The following is an 18,389-nucleotide window of genomic DNA, read 5'->3' on the forward strand; positions in this document are numbered from 1 at the left end:
GGCCTCGCCTCCATGGTTGCGCAGACTGTTGCAAGCACCACGAACACCGTCGATCTCGGCCCCGCCGCGGCGCTGTCCTGCCGCGAGTGCGGCCACCGCGTCCCCCTCGGCCCGGTCTTCGCCTGCGAGGAGTGTTTCGGCCCGCTGGAGATCGCCTACGACTTCTCGGCCTACGACACCGAAGAACTCCGCAAGCGCATCGAAGCGGGCCCCGCGAACATCTGGCGGTACGCGCCCCTGCTGCCCGTCCCCGCCGACGTGGCCGGCAAGCCGAACATCAACCCGGGCTGGACCAAGCTCGTCCAGGCCGACAACCTCGCCCGCGAACTGGGCGTCGACGCGGGCAAGCTGTTCGTCAAGGACGACTCCGGCAACCCGACGCACTCCTTCAAGGACCGCGTCGTGGCGCAGGCGATCGAAGCGGCCCGCGCCTTCGGGTTCACCACCCTCTCCTGCTCCTCCACCGGCAACCTCGCCGGCGCCGTCGGTGCCGCCGCCGCGCGGGCCGGCTTCCGCTCCTGCGTGTTCATCCCGCACGACCTGGAGCAGGGCAAGATCGTGATGGCCGCGATCTACGGCGGCGAACTCGTCGGCATCGAGGGCAACTACGACGAGGTGAACCGCTTCTGCTCCGAGCTGATCGGCGACCCGGCCGGCGAGGGCTGGGGCTTCGTCAACGTCAACCTGCGGCCGTACTACGCGGAGGGCTCCAAGACCCTCGCGTACGAGATCTGCGAGCAGCTGGGGTGGAGGATCCCGGACCAGCTCGTGGTTCCCATCGCCTCCGGCTCGCAGCTCACGAAGATCGACAAGGGGCTCCAGGAGCTGATCAGGCTCGGGCTCGTCGAGGACAGGCCGTACAAGATCTTCGGGGCGCAGGCGGAAGGGTGCTCGCCGGTCTCCGTCGCCTACAAGGCGGGCCACGACGTCGTCCGGCCGCAGAAGCCGGACACGATCGCCAAGTCGCTGGCGATCGGGAACCCCGCGGACGGTCCCTATGTGCTGGACATCGCCCGGCGGACCGGCGGGGCGGTCGAGGACGTCGACGACGAGCAGGTCGTCGACGCGATCAAGCTGCTCGCCCGGACCGAGGGGATCTTCGCGGAGACCGCCGGCGGTGTGACCGTGGGCGTCACGAAGAAGCTGATCGAGAGCGGGTTGCTGGACCCGACGCTCACCACGGTGGTTCTCAACACGGGTGACGGGCTCAAGACGCTGGACGCGGTGGCCGGCACGGGTCTCACGGCGACCATCAGGCCGAACCTCGACTCGTTCAGGGAAGCCGGGCTCGCGTCGTAGCGTCGTTCCGTCCCGCGCCCCGAAAGCCGTCAGCCGTACCCGACCGGAGGTCATCAGCATGAGCGTCAGCGTCCGCATCCCCACCATCCTGCGCACCTACACCGGTGGCCAGGCCGAGGTGACCGCCGAAGGCGGCACCCTCGCCGAGGTCATCAGCGACCTGGAGAAGAACCACACCGGGATCTCCGCGCGCGTCCTGGACGACCAGGGCAAGCTGCGGCGGTTCGTCAACGTGTACGTGAACGACGACGACGTGCGGTTCGAGCAGGGCCTGGAGACGGCCACCCCGGACGGGGCCGGCGTCTCGATCATTCCGGCGGTCGCCGGAGGCTGATCGTTACCCTGGGTAACGCAGATTACCGAGAGTTCATCGAATTGCCTCCTCCGTGAGAGAAGCGGAGGGGGCAATTCTCTATGGTTGAGCACGGTACAGTTGGGGAACCCGCTCCACTCCGCATGCCGAACGCATATGAGTACCGGCTTCGCGTGCGATGAGAAGTAGCCAAAGTGTGCAGGTCTTTTGCGCCTTATGTTCCCTTTATCGGGCCCGACTTGCCCTGAAGTCGGACGAATTCTCCGTAAATTCCCGACCGGTCCTGCCTTGAATTCTCGTCTGATTGACCTGTTGCAGACGGCAGTTGGACGGATACATTCGGCCGCGGTCGACGCGTTCCGGCGCACGCCCCCAATCCTGTGGGGGGTGAGGTCTGACCCGGATCCGCGAAGTGCGGATCCGTGCAAGGGCCAGTAATAGGGGAGTTAGGCATGGCTCAGGGCACCGTCAAATGGTTCAACGCGGAGAAGGGGTACGGCTTCATCGCGGTCGACGGTGGTGCGGATGTTTTCGTCCACTACAGCGCGATTCAGATGGACGGCTACCGCACCCTGGAAGAGGGGCAGCGGGTCGATTTCGAGATCTCGCAGGGTCAGAAGGGGCCGCAGGCTGACATGGTCAAGCTCGCGACCGGCTGAAGCACGCGCCGACGAACAGCAGCGACGTTCTTCGTTCTTCACCGAAGGGCTCGTACTCCAGGGGGGCACCTCCTGGGGTACGGGCCCTTCGGCGTACCCGGGGCACGCCTCACGCGCGCGGGAGTCAAGGTGCCGGAACACGGGAGCCGCCTGCGCCCGCCCGTCGCCCGACCACCACCCCCCCGGCGGGCCCGCTTCACGGGAGCGCCTTGCACTCGGGCATGCCGAGTGCTAATCATTGGCGTTAGCACTCTGAAGGTGAGAGTGATAACGAAGGACCGGGTCGGTGAGGCCCGCAGGCCAGGTGGTGCAAGGAACCACGGGGCAGGCAGGCCGTCCGTCGCGGGCGCCAGCGCGGTCCGGAGCAATCCACCCCAGTCCGGGAGGACCACTTCACATGGCCAAGATCATCGCGTTCGACGAGGAGGCACGGCGCGGTCTCGAGCGCGGGATGAACCAGCTCGCCGACGCCGTCAAGGTCACCCTTGGCCCCAAGGGCCGCAACGTCGTCCTCGAGAAGAAGTGGGGCGCCCCCACGATCACCAACGATGGTGTCTCCATCGCCAAGGAGATCGAGCTCGAGGACCCGTACGAGAAGATCGGCGCCGAGCTGGTCAAGGAAGTCGCCAAGAAGACGGACGACGTCGCCGGTGACGGTACGACCACCGCGACCGTCCTCGCCCAGGCCCTCGTCAAGGAGGGTCTGCGCAACGTAGCCGCGGGCGCCAACCCGATGGCCCTCAAGCGCGGTATCGAGAAGGCCGTCGAGGCCGTCTCCGGTGCCCTGCTGGAGCAGGCCAAGGACGTGGAGACCAAGGAGCAGATCGCTTCGACGGCCTCCATCTCCGCCGCCGACACCCAGATCGGCGAGCTCATCGCCGAGGCGATGGACAAGGTCGGCAAGGAAGGCGTCATCACCGTCGAGGAGTCGCAGACCTTCGGTCTCGAGCTTGAGCTCACCGAGGGCATGCGCTTCGACAAGGGCTACATCTCGGCGTACTTCGCCACCGACATGGAGCGTATGGAGGCCGTCCTCGACGACCCGTACATCCTGATCGCCAACTCGAAGATCGCCAACGTCAAGGACCTGCTCCCGCTCCTGGAGAAGGTCATGCAGTCGGGCAAGCCGCTGCTGATCATCGCCGAGGACGTCGAGGGCGAGGCCCTGTCCACGCTGGTCGTCAACAAGATCCGCGGCACCTTCAAGTCCGTCGCCGTCAAGGCCCCGGGCTTCGGCGACCGCCGCAAGGCCATGCTCGGCGACATCGCCATCCTCACGGGCGGCGAGGTCATCTCCGAGGAGGTCGGCCTCAAGCTGGAGAACGCGACCGTGGACCTCCTCGGCCGCGCCCGCAAGGTCGTCATCACCAAGGACGAGACGACGATCGTCGACGGCTCGGGCTCGGCGGACCAGGTTGCCGGTCGCGTCAACCAGATCCGCGCCGAGATCGAGAACAGCGACTCGGACTACGACCGCGAGAAGCTCCAGGAGCGCCTCGCCAAGCTCGCCGGCGGCGTCGCCGTCATCAAGGCGGGCGCGGCCACCGAGGTCGAGCTCAAGGAGCGCAAGCACCGCATCGAGGACGCCGTTCGCAACGCGAAGGCGGCCGTCGAGGAGGGCATCGTCGCCGGTGGCGGCGTCGCGCTCATCCAGGCGGGCCACGTCTTCGAGAAGCTGGAGCTCGACGGTGACGAGGCCACGGGCGCCGCGATCGTGAAGCTGGCCCTGGAGGCCCCGCTGAAGCAGATCGCCGTCAACGCCGGCCTCGAAGGCGGCGTCGTGGTGGAGAAGGTCCGCAACCTCACCCCGGGTCACGGCCTCAACGCCGCGTCCGGTGAGTACGTCGACCTGGTCAAGGAAGGCATCATCGACCCGGCGAAGGTCACGCGCTCTGCCCTGCAGAACGCCGCGTCCATCGCCGCGCTCTTCCTCACCACCGAGGCCGTCATCGCCGACAAGCCCGAGAAGGCCGGTGCCGCCGCGGGTGCCGGTGGCGGCATGCCGGGCGGTGACATGGACTTCTGATCGACCTCCGGTTGATCAACGGTCTTACCGAGGGCGGCACTTCCTGTTCCGGCAGGGGGTGCCGCCCTCGGGCGTGTCCGGGATCACAGGCCGGGGGACGGGACGCTCGGAATGACGAGCTTGGCCCAGGGGTTGTCGTTGACGCATGATCGATGCATACGCACATACCGTCTGGTACCCAGTAGTGACGAGGAGCCCCCACACGTGTCTACGACCGCCCCCGCCTCCCGCGCCGCCGACATCCTCGGCCGTCCGATCACCCTGAACGGCCTGACCGTCCCGAACCGGATCGTGATGGCGCCGATGACCCGGCAGTTCTCTCCGGGCGGCATCCCCGGCGACGACGTGGTCTCCTACTACTCCCGCCGGGCCGGCGCCGGCGTCGGCCTCATCGTCACCGAGGGCACCTACGTCGGCCACGACTCCGCCGGGCAGAGCGACGACGTCCCGCGCTTCCACGGCGCGGAGCAGCTCGCGGGCTGGGCGAAGGTGGCCGAGGGCGTGCACGCGGCGGGCGGCACGATCGTCCCGCAGCTGTGGCACATCGGCATGGTCCGCGAGCAGGGCCAGCCGCCGTACGCGGACGCGCCCGCGGTCGGCCCGTCCGGGCTGCGCATCGGCAGCGACGAGGTCACCGGCAAGGCCATGACCCAGCGGGACCTGGACGACGTCATCGGCGCCTTCGCCGAGGCCGCCGCCGCGGCCGAGCGCATCGGCTTCGACGGCGTCGAACTGCACGGCGCCCACGGCTACCTCCTGGACCAGTTCCTGTACGCGGGCACCAACCGCCGTACGGACGCCTACGGCGGTGACGCGGTCGCCCGTACCAAGTTCGCGGCGGAGATCGCGGCCGCGGTCCGCGAGACCGTGTCCCCCGAATTCCCGATCATCTTCCGCTTCTCGCAGTGGAAGCAGGACGTCTACGGTGCCCGGCTGGCCGAGACGCCCGAGGAGCTGGACGCGATCCTCGCGCCGCTCGCCGCGGCCGGTGTCGACGTCTTCCACGCCTCCACCCGCCGTTACTGGCTCCCCGAGTTCGAGGAGACCGGCTCCGACCTCAACCTCGCGGGCTGGACCAAGAAGCTCACCGGCAAGCCCACCATCACCGTCGGCTCGGTCGGCCTCGACGGCGACTTCATCAAGGGCTTCCGCGGCGAGGGCGCTCCCGTCAAGGGCATCGACGACCTCCTCGACAGCCTGGAGCGCGACGAGTTCGACATGGTGGCCGTGGGCCGGGCGCTGCTTCAGGACCCGGAGTGGGCGGCGAAGGTGCTGTCCGGACGGGTGTCGGAGCTGGCGCCGTACGACGCGGCGGCGCTGAAGTCCCTCAGCTGAACCACGAGGTGGAGGTACGGGCCGGTGGAGGCGGGCGTTCCCGAGCCAGGGGACGCGCCCCCGCCGGCCCGTATCCGTCCGCGGCCCCACCGCCGCCCGCATCTGTCCGTGCCCCCCAACTCCCGCTAGCGTGCCCGCACATGAGGATCCTGCAGCTGTCAGACACTCATCTGGAGCGCACCGGCGCCCCCAACCGTCACGGCGTCGACGCGACGGACTCGCTGCGGCTGATGCTGGCGGAGCTGCGACATCAGCGGCGGGTGGACGCGGTGGTCGTGACCGGGGACATCGCCGACGACGGGACGGTGGAGGCGTACGCGTCCGTCAAGGAACTGGTGGGCGGGTTCGCCCGGCTGATGGGCGGGGTGCCGGTCTTCTACACGACCGGGAACCACGACGAGCGGGAGGCGTTCGGCAAGGTGCTCGGCAGCGGGCACGAGGCCGCGGACGCCGTGTTCCCGGCGGAGTTCGGATGCGCCGCCGTCAGCACGGTCGGCGGACACCGCTTCATCACGCTCGACTCGCTCGTGCCGGGAAAGGTGTACGGGCAGCTCAGCAGGGCCCAACTGGACTGGCTCAGGGAAGAGTTGAGGACTCCCGCCGAGCGCGGGACCGTGCTCGCCTTCCATCATCCGCCGATCTCCCTCGACACGCCGATGCAGCGGGCCTTCGGGCTCACGAACCCGGGGGAGTTGGCGGACGCGATCCGGGGGCGCGACGTACGGGTCGTTCTCACCGGGCACTTCCACCTCCAGCTCTTCGGCTTTCTGGAGGCCACACCGGTGTGGGTCACGCCCGGGGTCGTCAACCGGATGGACCTGACGACCGCGTACGGCACGGAACGGGCCGTCCGGGGTGCCTCCGCCTCGCTCGTCGAACTGGGCGGCGAGACCGGGCCCCTGTTCCACACCCTCCACGCGCGGGATCCCCGGGCGCACGAGACGGTGTACCAGCTGGACGCGGAGCAGGTCCGGTCGATCGTCGAACGGAACGCGCCCGGTGCGCCCGATGTGCCCAACGGGGCGTAGAGCGGGCCGGGTTGGCGCTGTGGTGCGAGCCGGGGGTATAGTAGATCTTGAGCCAGTCGCCGTAACCCCGGTCGGCCGGTGCTGCGTTGGTGGTCCAAGGAAAGACGCCCCACTTCCCGTGGGGAAATGCAGGTGCAAGGCCTGCCCGGCGCTCCACTGAAGTCCCCGTCCCGCATCGCGCGGGGCGGGGACTTCGTCGTATGTGCCCTCAGAGGTTGCCCAGCGGCTCGATGTCCACGTGGACCGGTGTGCCCCAGACGCGCAGCACCTCGTAGTCCGTGAACTCGTGGACGAGGCGGTACGCCATCGCAGGGCGGGAGCCCCGGCGTTGGGCCGCGATGTACAGCTCGGCCTCGTGGCGGTCGCGGCGCGGGGTGCCGCAGAGCTGCCAGGCCTGGCCGTTCCAGAGTTCGGGGAGCCAGCGCTGCTGGGCCTGCGGGCGGTCCTCGCGGACGCCGTAGCGGGAGGGCGTGGTGTCGGCCGGTCTGGTGACGGCGGGGCCGTTGAACTCCGAGCGGCGGGCCGAGCGGCGGCGGGTCTCGCAGAGCAGGCAGAGGTCCGGGGCGCTCTCGTCGACCGGGCCGTTGGGGTGCTCCGGGCAGCGGGTGGTGGGCGCGGAGCCGCTGACGCTGTCGTCGAGCAGGTCCAGGGCGCGCCTGAGGTCCGCCTTGACCTCGTGCAGCCGGGCGTCGGGGGTGTCGGACGTGAGCGCCTCGCCGTGCTCGCCGAGGAGACGGAGGGCGCGGCCTAGGGCGGTCTGCTGGGCGTGGTTCATGGTTCTGTCGACCATAGTCGGCTTTTCCGCGCCGGGGGCGGAGGGGCCTGCGCGGTGGGCGGCACGGACGGCAGAGGTGGCACAACCTGCCGCCCCTGCAGAAGATGCCCTTGTCCTTCCGCTCACGCCGGCATCGGTGACCGCTGCGGCCGGGAGCGAAACCGCGAAGCCCGTCCGCCCTGCCCCCCCCCGTGATCGACTGACCCCATGCCCCTGATCCCGCCCCGCCTCCTCCGAGCCCTGGACTCCTTCAACGCCGCCCACCCCTGGAGCCACAACGCGTACTACCACCCGTGGCTGCTACGGCAGTTGCCCCGCGGCTCCGGGCGGGCCCTGGACGTGGGGTGCGGGACCGGCGACCTCGCACGGCTGCTGACCGTACGGACCGCGGCTGGTGTCGAGGGCATCGACTCCGATCCCGAAATCATCGCCCGGGCACGGGTGTTGACCCCGCCGGGTGTCCCCGTGGTCTTCACCGTCGTCGACGCACGCGACGACATGCCCGTCGGCCCCTACGACGTCATCACCTGTGTCGCCGCCCTCCACCACCTTCCGTTCGCCGAGACGCTGACCCGGTTCCGCGATCGACTCGCCCCGGGCGGAACCCTCGTGGTGGTCGGCTGCGCCCGTGAGGCGGACGCCGTCGACTCGGTCCTCGGGGCCGTGTCCGTCGCCCTGAACGTCGTCACGGGCTGGCTGAAGAACCGGGGGCGTGGGGCCGTGTCCCGTCCGGTGGCCATGACCGCCGTGACCCGGCCGCCGGAGATGACCTTCGCGGAGGTCCGTAGTGAGGTGATCCGGGTCCTGCCGGGAGTCCGGCTTCGGCGAGGGTTGTTCTGGCGGTACACGCTGGTGTGGCGGAAGGGGGCGGTGTGAGTGGGGGGTCAGGCTGGGCTCGGGGCTCGGGTGAGGCCGAAGGCGTATGTCGTCAGGAAGCCGACGCCGTATCCCGTCAGCAGACCCCCCGCGTAGATCGCCGCCGTCGTCCCCAGCCCCCTGTTCCCCGCCAGCAACGGGAACAGGGCCCACCCCGACGGTCCGATCGCCGTCGCCCCGACCTTGTCGCCCAGCATCGCGAAGAAACCGACGAACGCCCCGCCCGCCGCGCCGCCCGCGCAGGCGGTCAGGAACGGGCGGCCGAGGGGGAGCGAGACGCCGTAGATGAGCGGTTCGCCGACGCCCAGCAGGCCCGCCGGGAGGGCCGACTTGATGGTCGTACGGATGGACGTGTCGTGGCGCAGGCGGACGTAGACCGCGACCGCCGCACCCACCTGGCCCGCGCCCGCCATCGCGAGGAGGGGCAACAGGACGGTGTAGCCCTGCTGTTCGATGAGGGTGGTGTGGATGGGGATGAGGGCCTGGTGGAGGCCGAGCATCACGAGGGGGAGGAAGAGGCCGCCGAGGATCAGGCCCGCGAAGGGGCCGGTGGTGGCGAGGAGCCAGTCGGACGCGGTGCCGATCGCGGTGGAGATCTCGCCGGCCGCGTACATGAGGCCGTAGAGCGTCGCGAGGCCCGCGCCGAGGACCGTCAGGGTGGGGGTGACGAGGACGTCGAGGGTCGCCGGAACCCAGGTGCGGCACCACTTCTCGATGGACGTGCCGAGGACCGCGGCGGCCAGTGCGCCGAGCACTCCGCCCTGGCCGGGCGAGAGGGCGACCCCGAAGGCCGTCACCTTCGCCACCCCGGGATACACGACGACCGCCGCCACCGCCCCGCCCAGTACCGGCGTCCCGCCGAACTCCTTCGCCGTGTTGTATCCGACGAACACCGCGATGAGGGTGAGGAAGGCGGACGGAACGACGGCCAGGGCGCCGGTCACTCCCGGTAGCCAATGCAGGTTGACCAGCAGCCCGTTGAGGCCCGCGAGGACTCCGCAGCCGATCAGGGCGGGGATGAGCGGGACGAAGACGTTGGCGATCCGGCGGAGGAGCAGCTTGCCGGGGGTGGCGTTGCGTGCCCGTCGCCGCTCCTTCAACTCGGCTCCCCGCGCGGCCAGTTCGCCCGCTCTTCCCGCCAACTTCTCGAACTCCGGGGTCACTTTGGCCACCACCCCCGGCCCCAGCACGATCTGGTACGTGTCGTCGTCCACGACCCCGAGCACGCCGGGCAGCGCCCGCAGCGCCGCCTCGTCCACCCGCGAACGGTCGGCCAGGCCGAGCCGCAGACGGGTCATGCAGTGGGCGACGGACGTGACGTTCGCGGGGCCGCCGACGAGCGGGAGGAGGGCGGCGGCGGTGTCGTACGGAGTATCCACACCCCGAGCCTGCTGGTCAGCCGCCCGCCGCCGCGAGCGCCGCGCGCAGACGGCCGCCGGACTCCTCCAGAAGGCGGGCGGCGCTCGGGCCGTCGACCCCGGCGAGGACCACCAGGATCGCGTTCTTCACCTCGCCGTCGGTGGCGGCGAGGGCCCGCTCGATCTCCGCGTCGTCCGCGCCGGTCGCGAGCGCGACGATGCGGCGGGAGCGGGCGCGCAGCTTGTCGTTCGACGCGCGGACGTCGACCATCAGGTTCCCGTAGGTCTTGCCCAGCCGGATCATGGTGATCGTCGACAGCATGTTGAGGACGAGCTTCTGTGCCGTGCCCGCCTTCAACCTCGTTGATCCGGTGAGGAGTTCGGGGCCCACGATGACCTCGATGCCGTGGGCCGCGGCTGCGGCGAGGGCGCTGTGCCCGTTGCAGGAGAGGCCGATGGTCAGGGCGCCGGCGCTCCGCGCGTGCTCCACGGCGGCGATCGCGTACGGGGTGCGTCCCGAGGCCGAGATCCCGACCACCGTGTCGTCGGGGGTCAGCGTGAGGGCGTCGAGGTCGGCGCGGGCGAGTTCGCGGGAGTCCTCGGCGCCCTCGACGGACGTCACCAGGGCGTCCGGGCCGCCGGCGATCAGGCCCACGACCTGGGTGGGGGCCGTGTTGAACGTCGGGGGGCACTCGGAGGCGTCCAGCACGCCGAGGCGGCCGGCGGTGCCCGCGCCCGTGTAGATCAGCCTGCCGCCCCTGCCCATACGGTCCGCTACGGCGTCGATCGCGGCGGCGATCTCGGGGAGGCGTTGTGCGACGGCGGTGGCGACCGTGGCGTCCTCGGTGTTCATCAGGTGGGCGATGTCGAGGGTGGGGAGCTGGTCGATACCGGCGAGTTCCGGGCGGAAGGCTTCTGTGGTGAGGGTCTCCAACTCGGCGCGGAGGTCCCGGGGGTTGGACGTCGAGGTCATTGAGAAGCGGCTCTTTCTGTTGTTCCTTGACCGCGACCAGCCACGACCTGGCCGCGGGGCGGCACCGTACGGCTACCGCCTGTGTCGATGTGCCAGCGCCTCGTAGGACGCCGACAGTGCCGGTGCCGCCTGTTCGTACGTCCGTTGCGCCACCCCGATGAACAGGCAGTCCACCACCAGCAGCTGACTCGTCCGGGACGACATCGCGGCCGGCCGGAGCTCGCTCTCCCGTGCGGTGGACGTCGTGAGGATGTGGTCGGCGTACTGGGTGACCGGCCCGTCCGGCCGCCCGGTGACCGCCACGGTCGTGGCCCCGCGCTCGAAGGCGACCCGCAACGGCTCGATGACGTCACCGGTGGACCCGGAGTGGGTGATCGCGACGGCCACGTCCCCCGCCTTGAGCTGCACCGCGTTCGTGACGGCGAGATGCGGGTCGCTGTGGGCGTGGGCTATGAGGCCTATGCGAAGGAGTTTCTGGGCGAGGTCCTGGGCGACCAGCCCGGACGCCCCGACGCCGTAGATGTCGGTACGGCGGGCCGCCGCCAGCGCGGTGACGGCCGCGCCGAGCTGAACGGTGTCGAGCCCGGCGGCCGTGTCCGCGAGGGTCTGCTGCTCGTCGTAGGCGAGTTTCGCGACGACGTCGGCGATCGGGTCGTCGACGGCGATGTCGGTGGTGAGGGCGGGCGCGCGCCCGGACTGCTGCTGCGCGGCGAGCCCCGCGAGGGCCAGGCGGAGGTCGCGGTAGCCGGGGTAGCCGAGGATGCGGGCGGTGCGGACGACCGTGGCCTCGCTGGTGCCGGTGCGTTCGGCGAGGCCGGTGACCGTGAGGGCGGCGCAGCCGGCCGGGTCGGCGGCGACGGTCTCGGCGACGCGCTGCATGGAGCGGGTCATGGAGGGGGCGAGGGTGCGCACCTTGGCGGTCAGGGCGGCGGGGGGCGTACTCCCGGAGGCGCCTCCGAAAATTTCCTTCACTTCCTGGGTCACCCTTGAAAGATATTTTCGTGCGGAGGCCGGGTCAAGAGTGCGCACAATGGGTGCATGCACCCCGACGACGACTCCGTGGACGGCCCCCGTGACGAGCCCGTCCCCCTGAGCGCCCTGGAGCGGGCGCTGCACGCCGCCCGTGCCCTCGTGCTCGCCGATCTGGCCGCGCGCGAGGTCGTCGCGGCGGACGTGGTGTCCATGGTGGAGGAGTCCATCGTGGAGCGGCGCTGGTGGGTGGAGCAGTGGCCGGAAGGGGTGGCCTACGTCGCCGGGCTGGTCGCCCAGGACGTGCAGGACGCCCTGCTGGAGGCCTACGGCCGCTGGCCGCTCTGCCCGGTCTGCGCGTCCGGCGACCCGCACGCCCTGGAGGTCGAGCCGGAACTCGGACCGGACCCGCACTGGGTCTGCCACCAGGCGGGCGTGAAGGTCGCCGCCGTCGGGAACCTGGGCTCCCTGTGACCGTCTACATCGACCCGCCCACCTGGCCGGGGCACGGACGCCTCTGGTCGCATCTCGTCAGCGATGTCTCGTACGACGAACTCCACCTGTTCGCCGAGGGGTTGGGCGTACCGCGCCGGGCCTTCGAGCGCGATCACTACGACATCCCGTCGCACCGTTACGCGGACGCGGTGGCCGCCGGGGCGGTGGAGGTGCGGAGCCGGGAGGTGGTGCGGCTGCTGACCGCGGCGGGGCTGCGCAGGCCCAAGGGGCGCGCCGGGTGAGGGAGTTGACGGGCGGCGGCTGAACCGGCCCTATCGGCGACCCGGTCGGCCCGGTCGGTCCGGCGGGCTCCGCTCAGCGGCTCAACTCGTAGGCGAGTTCCCCGTCCGCGCCCTCCTCGCTCACCTTCCTGAACCCGGCCCGGGTGACGACCGCCTGGGACGCGAGGTTGTCGCGCTCGATCGTCGCGAAGACCGTGCGTACGTCGTCGCGGGCCAGCGCCCAGGCCGAGAGCGCGCGGAGCGCCTCCGTCGCGTAACCGTGGCCGCGGGCGCCCGCCGCCAGGTCGTAGCCGACCTCGACCCGGCCCTCCTCGTCGGGGGCGCCGTGGAAGCCCAGGCCGCCGACCGCGCGGCCGTCCTCGCGGCGGACGAGGGTGAAGACGCCGAACTCCGGTCGGTGGACGCCCGACTGGTATGCCTTGAGCAGGAAGGTCGAGGCCTCCCGGGTGCCCTCGTACGGGCCGCCCTCGATCCACTCGAAACCGCCGTCGCCGCCGCCGACGAGATCGGTCGCGGACGCGGGGGTGATGCCCTGGAGGGTGAGGCGGTCGGTGTCGTGGACGAGGTTGTTGTGCCAGCGCCAGGCGGTGACGGGGGGACGGCCCGGGAGCTCGCCGCGGCCGGTGGCCCACAGCAGGGTGAGCCACGGGGAGGCGCCGGGGCGGACGTGCGGGAAGATCCGGGTGAGGACGAACTCGGCGAGTTCCGGGCCGGGTTGGTAGTTCAGGCCCAGGCCCTCGGCGATGTCGTGCGTGTGCAGCAGCACCTCGGCGGTGCCCATCGCGGCGAACCCCTCGCGGTTGGCGCTGCGGAACGGGAACGGGTGGAAGGCGCGCACCTCGCGCGGGGTGGTGCGGATGGCGGCGGTGAGCAGCACGCCGGTCGTCCGGATCACCTCCAGGGCACCGGAGTTGTCGGTGCCGTCGTCGAAGGTGATGTCGAAGGGGACGTACGCGTCGCGTGCGCGACCGGCCAACTGCCCCGCGTAGGAGATGAGATCACCGGCGATGTGCTCGGCGGTGTCCCGGCAGCTCCACTCCAGCCGGCCCGCCGTGGCCTTCTCCCAGTCCGCGTCGGTCGCCGTCCCCAGCAGCGCGACGCAGCCCGCGACGGCCTCCTCCAGTCGGTCCGCGCCCGCGTCCGCTCCCGTGTTTCCACCCGTGGTCCCCATGCGGGGGAGCATACGGGCCGCGCACGCGCCGCGCGGCGGGGAAACGGTGGAGGAGGAAGAGGAGGAAGAGGAGGAACTCGTCGCCCCGCTCAGTCGGCGGCGGGGTCCGCCGAAGCCAGGAGATCCAGTTCCGACGTCAGGTTGTAGCGTGCCGTGGCCTCCCATTCCGCGGCCCCGTGCGGGGTCCTGAACAGCCTCGGGAGGGCGAGGAGTTGGCGGAGGATCGCCGAACGGCCCTCCCTGAAGGCGTCGTCGGGGACGAACGCGTACTCCTCCCGGACCGCCGCCGTGTACGCGGCGTACGCCGACGGGGGCGCGGCCAGGATCGCGAGGTCCGCGTCGCACAGGACCTGGCCGTCGGGGTCGTCGTCCGCGGGGGCGTGGGTGACGGTCAGCCGGACCAGGCGGGCCACCTCGGCCGTCCTCGCCTCCGGTACGCCCGCCTCCGTCAGCGCGCGTTCGGCCAGCCGCGCGGAGCGTTCCTCGTTCTCGGAGCGGTCGGGGAGGTAGACCGCGTCGTGGAACCAGGCCGCGAGCCGTACGACGTCCGGGTCGGCGGCGTGTTCCTCCAGGACGTCGATGTGGTCGAGGACCGAGGTGAGGTGGGTGAGCGTGTGGTAGTGCCGCTGGGGTTCCCGCCAGCGGGCGAGGAGGTTCTCGGCGTACGGCGACGGGTCGGGGCCGTCGGCGGAGGGGCGGGCGCCGTCGAGGGCGCGGGTCCAGCGGGCGCGGAGGGCGTCGAGATCGGGCATGCCGCTTATTTTCCTCCCGGGGCCGTACCCCTAGCGTGGAACGCATGACTTATGCCGACACAGCTCATGACGTACGCGATCCCGAACTGCCCGGCCGGCTGCTCGTCAGTGAGCGCGACGCCCTGATTCCGCTGCTCCGTTCCCGGCCCGACGAGGACTTCGCGCTGGCGACCCTCGCGTGTCCCGGCTGGACCGTGCGGGACGTGCTCGCGCACTGCGCGGCGGCGCTGACGCGGGTGGTGGAGCGGCGCTTCGAGGAGGGGGTGTTCTCGCCGGAGGCCAACGACCGGGACATCGCGGAGCGGGCCGGCTGGACGAACGGGCAGGTCGTCGACGAGCTGGAGCGCGGGATGACGGAGGCCGGGGCGGCCATCGCCCGCGCGGGCGGTGCGCTCGACGCCGTCGCGCTGGGCGAGTGGGTGCACGCCGGTGACGTGCGGGACGTGCTCGGTGTGCCCGGCGCCTACGGGGGCCGGGGGCTGGAGTCCGCTCTCCCCCTTCTCGGCCTCGTGACCCGGCAGCGGAACCACCGGCCGCTGCACGCCGACCTCGACGACCTGGACGATCCGCTGCTGCTGGGCGATCTCTCGGGCGAGCTGACCCCGGCGCGCTACATCGGCGACGCGCCCACGCTCGTACGGCTGTACTCGGGACGGCCGGTGCCGGACGGGGCGGGGTACGAGCTGGCCGGGGCGGAGCCGGCCGAGCTGAACATCTTCGGCGGGTGATCCGGGTCCGGCGCCGGGGGTGATCTCGCGGGCCCCGGTCCTCCCGCGTACCCTGATATTGGACTAGACCTGTAGCCGCTCCAGGGAACACGACGGAAGGGGTCCTATGAGCACGCGTGCAGTCCTGGAGGTGATCGCCCTCGGCGCCGAGGACGCGGTCGCCGCCCAGGCCGGAGGCGCGGACCGTCTCGAACTGGTCACCGACATGGCGGCCGACGGGCTCACCCCGCCGGTGGACACCTTCGCCGCCATCCGCGCCGCCGTCGACATCGACCTGCGCGTGATGCTGCGCCTCGCGGACGGGTTCGCCGCGGGCGACACCGACCGGCTCGTGCGGACCGCCGGAGAGCTGCGGGCCGCCGGCGCCGACCAGTTCGTGCTCGGGTTCCTCGGCCCGGACGGCGGGGTCGACCTGGACGCCGTGGAGCGGGTCGTCGCCGAACTGGACGGCTGCGCCTGGACGTTCCACCGCGCGATCGACCGCGCCGCCGACCGCGACGCCCTGCGCAAGCAGCTCGCGGACCTGCCCGGCCTCGACGCCTACCTCACCGCCGGTTCGGCCGACGGCGTCGACGACGGCTTGTCCACCCTGCTCCGCGAGGCCGCGCTGTACGGCGAACCGGGCTACGAGCAGCGTCTCCTCGTCGGTGGCGGCCTGCGCCTCGACCATGTGCCGACCCTGATCGCCGCGGGAGTCGACGCCTTCCACATCGGCGGCGCCGCCCGGCCCGAGGGCTGGGAGCGGCCGGTGTCGGCGGCGGCCGTCGGCGAGTGGCGGGCGGTCCTCGACGGCGCCGGAGCCGGGGCCGGGGCCTGAACCGCCCGACCCCGGTGCGAACCGCCCTTCTCGCTCAGGCGAGTTGGGCGGGAAGCGGTGCCGTGTGCGTGACGATCAGGCCCGACACCGCTCGGGTCAGCGCCACGTACAGGCGGCGCAGGCCGGTGCGTTCGTCCGGCTCGCCGTCGACCACCGCCTGCGGCTCGTCGAGCACCACGTAGTCGTACTCCAGGCCCTTGGCGAGTGAGGCGGGGACCAGCGTCAGCCGCGTCTCCGCGGTCGTCTCCTCGCCCGGGTCGATGAAGCCGATGCCCGCCGCGGTGAGGGCTTCCGCCAGCGCCGGGACCCTGGCGTCGGCGGCGATCAGGCCCGTCGAGCCCTCGTTGCGCAGCAACTCCTCGCAGGCGGCGACCACTTCGGCCGTGCCGCTCGTCTCGCGGAGGTCGAAGAAGCCCGGGTTCTCACGGACCGAGGCGACCGGGGTCAGGCCGGGCGCGATGTGCGGGAGCAGCCGGGAGGCGTACGTGATGACGTCCGTCGGCACACGGAAACCGGCCGTCAACTCCTCGATCACCCCGTCCGACTTGCCGAGATGGGCCAGCGCCTCGTCCCAACTCCGCGTCGCCCAGGGCGTGGTGCCCTGCGCCAGGTCGCCGAGGACGGTCGCCGAACCGGTGGTGCAGCGGCGGCCGACCGCGCGGTACTGCATGGGGGAGAGGTCCTGCGCCTCGTCGAGCACCACATGCCCGAGCGAGTGCGTCCGCTGCACGAGGTCGGTCGCCTCGTCGATCAGCACGGCGTCGGCGGCGGCCCACTTGGCGGCCTTGACGCTCCGAACCGGCTTCGCCCACAGGATCGTCTTCTGCTCGTCCTCGTCGAGGATCCCGTCCGCGTGCGCGGCGAGGAAGTCCGCGTCGGTGAGCAGCCGCAGCACGAGCTTCGCGGGCTCGACCGGCGGCCATACCGCCTTGACGGCCGCCTTCACCGCCGTGTTGCGGGCCACCGCGTCCTGCACCCGGTCGTCCGGCGCCTCCCCGGACCGCTCCATCTGCACCAGCACGGCATGCGCGATGCGCTGCGGAAGGGCCTCGCGGGCCGCGCCGTAGCGGATGTCGCGGTCGAGCAACTCCCGGACGATGGCTTCGAGTTCGTACGCCGGGACCCGCCAGCGGCGGGAGCCGCGCACCACCATCACCGGTTCGGTGGGCAGCGTGACGTGCGCGTAGACCGCGCGGCGGAGGACCTCGGCCATGCGGGCGTCGCCCTTGACGACGGCGGCCGGTGCCTCGTCCGTGCCGCGCACCTCGACATGCGCGACCAGGTCGTCCACGGTCCCCTGGCGGACCGTCAGCTCGCCCAGGGCGGGCAGGACCTGCTCGATGTAGTGCAGGAAGGACTTGTTCGGCCCGATGACGAGGGTGCCGGTGCGGGCGAGCCGCTCGCGGTGGGCGTAGAGGAGGTAGGCGACGCGGTGCAGGCCGACGGCCGTCTTCCCGGTGCCGGGGCCTCCCTGGACGCAGACCGTGCCGCCGAGACCGGACCGGACGATCTCGTCCTGCTCGGGCTGGATGGTCGCGACGATGTCGCGCATCGGGCCCACGCGCGGGCGCTCGATCTCCTGCTGGAGCAGCTTGCTGGTGGCGGCGGCCTCGGCCGGGTCCATGAGGTGCTCGTCCTCGTAGGCCGTGAGGTCGCCGCCCGTGTACCCGAAGCGGCGGCGCAGCGAGACGTCCAGCGGGTCCTTCTTGGACGCCCGGTAGAACGGCTGCGAGACCGGCGCGCGCCAGTCGATCACCATCGGGTCGCCGTCGGCGTCGTGCACATGGCGGCGCCCGATGTAGAACTGCTCGCCCTCCGCGCCCTCGGCCTGGTCGGCGCCCGGGGCGTGCAGATAGGTGAGGCGGCCGAAGAACAGCGGGGTGTCGCTCAGGTCGGCCAGCGCCTTGATGCGGTCGTCGATCTGGCGGGCGAGGACCTCGGCGTTGACCCAGTTCGCCGTGACGTCCTTGATGTCGAGCGACTCGACGTCCTCGCGCATGGCGCGCAGCGCGGAACGGGAGGAGGCCAGGTGGGAGCGCTCGCGGGCGAGCGGGTCGTCGGTGGGCGTGGACAAGGGGGTGCCTCCGGAGGGCCTGCTGTCGGGCTGCTGGGTGTGTGCTCGGTGGGTACCGGCCGGTTTCCGTCCGGGCGGTGGCACTCCCTGCGGGGAGGCGGGCAAGAGCGGAGATTCTAGGTCAGCGGAAGCGGGGGACGCGAATGGTTTTACGGCCGCGTTGACGCCGCCGCCGGCTTCCCCTAGGGGACACCCCCTCCACCCAGCAGGGGAAAGGGTCCGCCCGGAGGCGTAGAAGACCGCCTTGGAGGTTGGCCCTCCGGACCGATGCCGGCCTTATGTCCCACGACGCACCATGGATACATGAGCGCAGCGACCATCACCCCGATCCCCGCCCGCCCGACCGGCGCGACACCGGTCACCGGCGGCAGCCACCCCCATCGCCTCGGCAACGCCCTGCGCGCCATAAAAGTGTTCGCGGGCGCCGCGTTCAGCGTGGTCGTCCTCGGTGAGTACGGCGAGGAGGCGGGCGTGCGCCGCAAGTGACCGCACGGTCACT

The 18,389-nt window shown here is 71.5% G+C and carries 19 protein-coding genes; 12 read left to right on the forward strand and 7 right to left on the reverse strand.

Going from position 1 to position 18,389, the window contains the following annotated elements; translation table 11 throughout:
• Positions 1-12: 12 nt before the first annotated feature.
• The 6 genes from thrC (at position 13) to ACIPTO_RS06755 (ending at position 6,660) form a co-directional block, all read left to right on the forward strand.
• Positions 13-1,299, forward strand: coding sequence for a threonine synthase (thrC, locus tag ACIPTO_RS06730; protein WP_401189933.1), 1,287 nt, complete (start codon positions 13-15; stop codon positions 1,297-1,299).
• Positions 1,300-1,357: 58 nt separating this feature from the next.
• Complete coding sequence (locus ACIPTO_RS06735) at positions 1,358-1,633, forward strand: MoaD/ThiS family protein (protein WP_352183216.1); 276 nt, start codon at positions 1,358-1,360, stop codon at positions 1,631-1,633.
• 431 nt (positions 1,634-2,064) lie between these two features.
• Entirely contained in the window at positions 2,065-2,271 is a 207-nt protein-coding gene (locus tag ACIPTO_RS06740; RefSeq protein WP_366317065.1) for a cold-shock protein, read from the forward strand.
• A 397-nt stretch (positions 2,272-2,668) separates the two neighbouring features.
• Complete coding sequence (gene groL / locus ACIPTO_RS06745) at positions 2,669-4,297, forward strand: chaperonin GroEL (RefSeq protein WP_366317063.1); 1,629 nt, start codon at positions 2,669-2,671, stop codon at positions 4,295-4,297.
• Positions 4,298-4,501: 204 nt separating this feature from the next.
• Positions 4,502-5,632, forward strand: coding sequence for an NADH:flavin oxidoreductase (locus ACIPTO_RS06750; RefSeq protein ID WP_366317061.1), 1,131 nt, complete (start codon positions 4,502-4,504; stop codon positions 5,630-5,632).
• Between the two features lie 140 nt (positions 5,633-5,772).
• Positions 5,773-6,660, forward strand: coding sequence for a metallophosphoesterase family protein (locus ACIPTO_RS06755; RefSeq protein ID WP_401189936.1), 888 nt, complete (start codon positions 5,773-5,775; stop codon positions 6,658-6,660).
• Positions 6,661-6,868: 208 nt separating this feature from the next.
• Here ACIPTO_RS06755 and ACIPTO_RS06760 read toward each other — a convergent pair whose 3' ends face one another.
• Positions 6,869-7,435 carry a hypothetical protein gene (locus ACIPTO_RS06760; protein WP_366317057.1) on the reverse strand — a complete coding sequence of 189 codons (567 nt, stop codon included), beginning with the start codon at positions 7,433-7,435 and terminating at the stop codon, positions 6,869-6,871.
• 207 nt (positions 7,436-7,642) lie between these two features.
• Between ACIPTO_RS06760 and ACIPTO_RS06765 the strand changes: the two genes are divergently transcribed.
• Positions 7,643-8,311 carry a class I SAM-dependent methyltransferase gene (locus tag ACIPTO_RS06765; RefSeq protein WP_401189938.1) on the forward strand — a complete coding sequence of 223 codons (669 nt, stop codon included), beginning with the start codon at positions 7,643-7,645 and terminating at the stop codon, positions 8,309-8,311.
• 8 nt (positions 8,312-8,319) lie between these two features.
• On the opposite strand, the gene ACIPTO_RS06770 is transcribed toward ACIPTO_RS06765, so the two are convergent.
• The 3 genes from ACIPTO_RS06770 to ACIPTO_RS06780 all read right to left on the reverse strand — a co-directional run bounded on the left by ACIPTO_RS06770 (position 8,320) and on the right by ACIPTO_RS06780 (position 11,626).
• Positions 8,320-9,690 (reverse strand): PTS transporter subunit EIIC, encoded by a 1,371-nt coding sequence (locus ACIPTO_RS06770; protein ID WP_401189939.1) that lies wholly within the window; start codon positions 9,688-9,690, stop codon positions 8,320-8,322.
• A gap of 16 nt (positions 9,691-9,706) precedes the next feature.
• Positions 9,707-10,642 carry an N-acetylmuramic acid 6-phosphate etherase gene (gene murQ, locus ACIPTO_RS06775; RefSeq protein ID WP_401189941.1) on the reverse strand — a complete coding sequence of 312 codons (936 nt, stop codon included), beginning with the start codon at positions 10,640-10,642 and terminating at the stop codon, positions 9,707-9,709.
• Positions 10,643-10,714: 72 nt separating this feature from the next.
• Positions 10,715-11,626 carry a MurR/RpiR family transcriptional regulator gene (locus ACIPTO_RS06780; protein ID WP_401189942.1) on the reverse strand — a complete coding sequence of 304 codons (912 nt, stop codon included), beginning with the start codon at positions 11,624-11,626 and terminating at the stop codon, positions 10,715-10,717.
• 54 nt (positions 11,627-11,680) lie between these two features.
• Between ACIPTO_RS06780 and ACIPTO_RS06785 the strand changes: the two genes are divergently transcribed.
• Positions 11,681-12,085, forward strand: a complete 405-nt coding sequence (locus ACIPTO_RS06785) for a hypothetical protein (protein WP_401189943.1) — start codon at positions 11,681-11,683, stop codon at positions 12,083-12,085.
• Complete coding sequence (locus ACIPTO_RS06790) at positions 12,082-12,348, forward strand: DUF4031 domain-containing protein (RefSeq protein WP_366317046.1); 267 nt, start codon at positions 12,082-12,084, stop codon at positions 12,346-12,348. Before ACIPTO_RS06785 ends, ACIPTO_RS06790 begins: the two co-directional genes overlap by 4 nt.
• A gap of 73 nt (positions 12,349-12,421) precedes the next feature.
• Here ACIPTO_RS06790 and ACIPTO_RS06795 read toward each other — a convergent pair whose 3' ends face one another.
• Both ACIPTO_RS06795 and ACIPTO_RS06800 read right to left on the reverse strand, forming a co-directional pair.
• Positions 12,422-13,471: a GNAT family N-acetyltransferase gene (locus tag ACIPTO_RS06795; protein WP_401190816.1), complete on the reverse strand. Its 1,050-nt coding sequence runs from the start codon at positions 13,469-13,471 to the stop codon at positions 12,422-12,424.
• 137 nt (positions 13,472-13,608) lie between these two features.
• Entirely contained in the window at positions 13,609-14,271 is a 663-nt protein-coding gene (locus tag ACIPTO_RS06800) for a hypothetical protein (protein WP_366317044.1), read from the reverse strand.
• A 44-nt stretch (positions 14,272-14,315) separates the two neighbouring features.
• On the opposite strand from ACIPTO_RS06800, the gene ACIPTO_RS06805 reads away from it, so the two are divergent.
• Positions 14,316-14,999, forward strand: coding sequence for a maleylpyruvate isomerase family mycothiol-dependent enzyme (locus ACIPTO_RS06805; protein WP_401189946.1), 684 nt, complete (start codon positions 14,316-14,318; stop codon positions 14,997-14,999).
• Between the two features lie 106 nt (positions 15,000-15,105).
• Positions 15,106-15,816: a copper homeostasis protein CutC gene (locus ACIPTO_RS06810; RefSeq protein ID WP_366317040.1), complete on the forward strand. Its 711-nt coding sequence runs from the start codon at positions 15,106-15,108 to the stop codon at positions 15,814-15,816.
• Positions 15,817-15,850: 34 nt separating this feature from the next.
• Here the strand turns inward: ACIPTO_RS06810 and ACIPTO_RS06815 are convergent, their stop codons facing one another.
• Complete coding sequence (locus ACIPTO_RS06815) at positions 15,851-17,815, reverse strand: HelD family protein (protein WP_401190818.1); 1,965 nt, start codon at positions 17,813-17,815, stop codon at positions 15,851-15,853.
• Between the two features lie 378 nt (positions 17,816-18,193).
• On the opposite strand from ACIPTO_RS06815, the gene ACIPTO_RS06820 reads away from it, so the two are divergent.
• Positions 18,194-18,376 (forward strand): hypothetical protein, encoded by a 183-nt coding sequence (locus ACIPTO_RS06820; RefSeq protein ID WP_366317038.1) that lies wholly within the window; start codon positions 18,194-18,196, stop codon positions 18,374-18,376.
• Positions 18,377-18,389 lie beyond the last annotated feature (13 nt).

This window comes from Streptomyces sp. NPDC090083 (assembly GCF_044747445.1).
Lineage (GTDB): Bacteria > Actinomycetota > Actinomycetes > Streptomycetales > Streptomycetaceae > Streptomyces.

What these genes read in the sequence shown, in the direction of transcription:
- ACIPTO_RS06765 (WP_401189938.1), top strand. Translation starts at nt 7,643, where the DNA reads ATGCCCCTGATCCCGCCCCGCCTCCTCCGAGCCCTGGACTCCTTCAAC.
- ACIPTO_RS06760 (WP_366317057.1), bottom strand. Translation starts at nt 7,435, where the DNA reads ATGAACCACGCCCAGCAGACCGCCCTAGGCCGCGCCCTCCGTCTCCTC.
- murQ (WP_401189941.1), bottom strand. Translation starts at nt 10,642, where the DNA reads ATGACCTCGACGTCCAACCCCCGGGACCTCCGCGCCGAGTTGGAGACC.
- ACIPTO_RS06740 (WP_366317065.1), top strand. Translation starts at nt 2,065, where the DNA reads ATGGCTCAGGGCACCGTCAAATGGTTCAACGCGGAGAAGGGGTACGGC.
- groL (WP_366317063.1), top strand. Translation starts at nt 2,669, where the DNA reads ATGGCCAAGATCATCGCGTTCGACGAGGAGGCACGGCGCGGTCTCGAG.
- thrC (WP_401189933.1), top strand. Translation starts at nt 13, where the DNA reads ATGGTTGCGCAGACTGTTGCAAGCACCACGAACACCGTCGATCTCGGC.
- ACIPTO_RS06820 (WP_366317038.1), top strand. Translation starts at nt 18,194, where the DNA reads ATGAGCGCAGCGACCATCACCCCGATCCCCGCCCGCCCGACCGGCGCG.
- ACIPTO_RS06805 (WP_401189946.1), top strand. Translation starts at nt 14,316, where the DNA reads ATGACTTATGCCGACACAGCTCATGACGTACGCGATCCCGAACTGCCC.
- ACIPTO_RS06755 (WP_401189936.1), top strand. Translation starts at nt 5,773, where the DNA reads ATGAGGATCCTGCAGCTGTCAGACACTCATCTGGAGCGCACCGGCGCC.
- ACIPTO_RS06785 (WP_401189943.1), top strand. Translation starts at nt 11,681, where the DNA reads ATGCACCCCGACGACGACTCCGTGGACGGCCCCCGTGACGAGCCCGTC.
- ACIPTO_RS06815 (WP_401190818.1), bottom strand. Translation starts at nt 17,815, where the DNA reads ATGCGCGAGGACGTCGAGTCGCTCGACATCAAGGACGTCACGGCGAAC.
- ACIPTO_RS06800 (WP_366317044.1), bottom strand. Translation starts at nt 14,271, where the DNA reads ATGCCCGATCTCGACGCCCTCCGCGCCCGCTGGACCCGCGCCCTCGAC.
- ACIPTO_RS06810 (WP_366317040.1), top strand. Translation starts at nt 15,106, where the DNA reads ATGAGCACGCGTGCAGTCCTGGAGGTGATCGCCCTCGGCGCCGAGGAC.
- ACIPTO_RS06735 (WP_352183216.1), top strand. Translation starts at nt 1,358, where the DNA reads ATGAGCGTCAGCGTCCGCATCCCCACCATCCTGCGCACCTACACCGGT.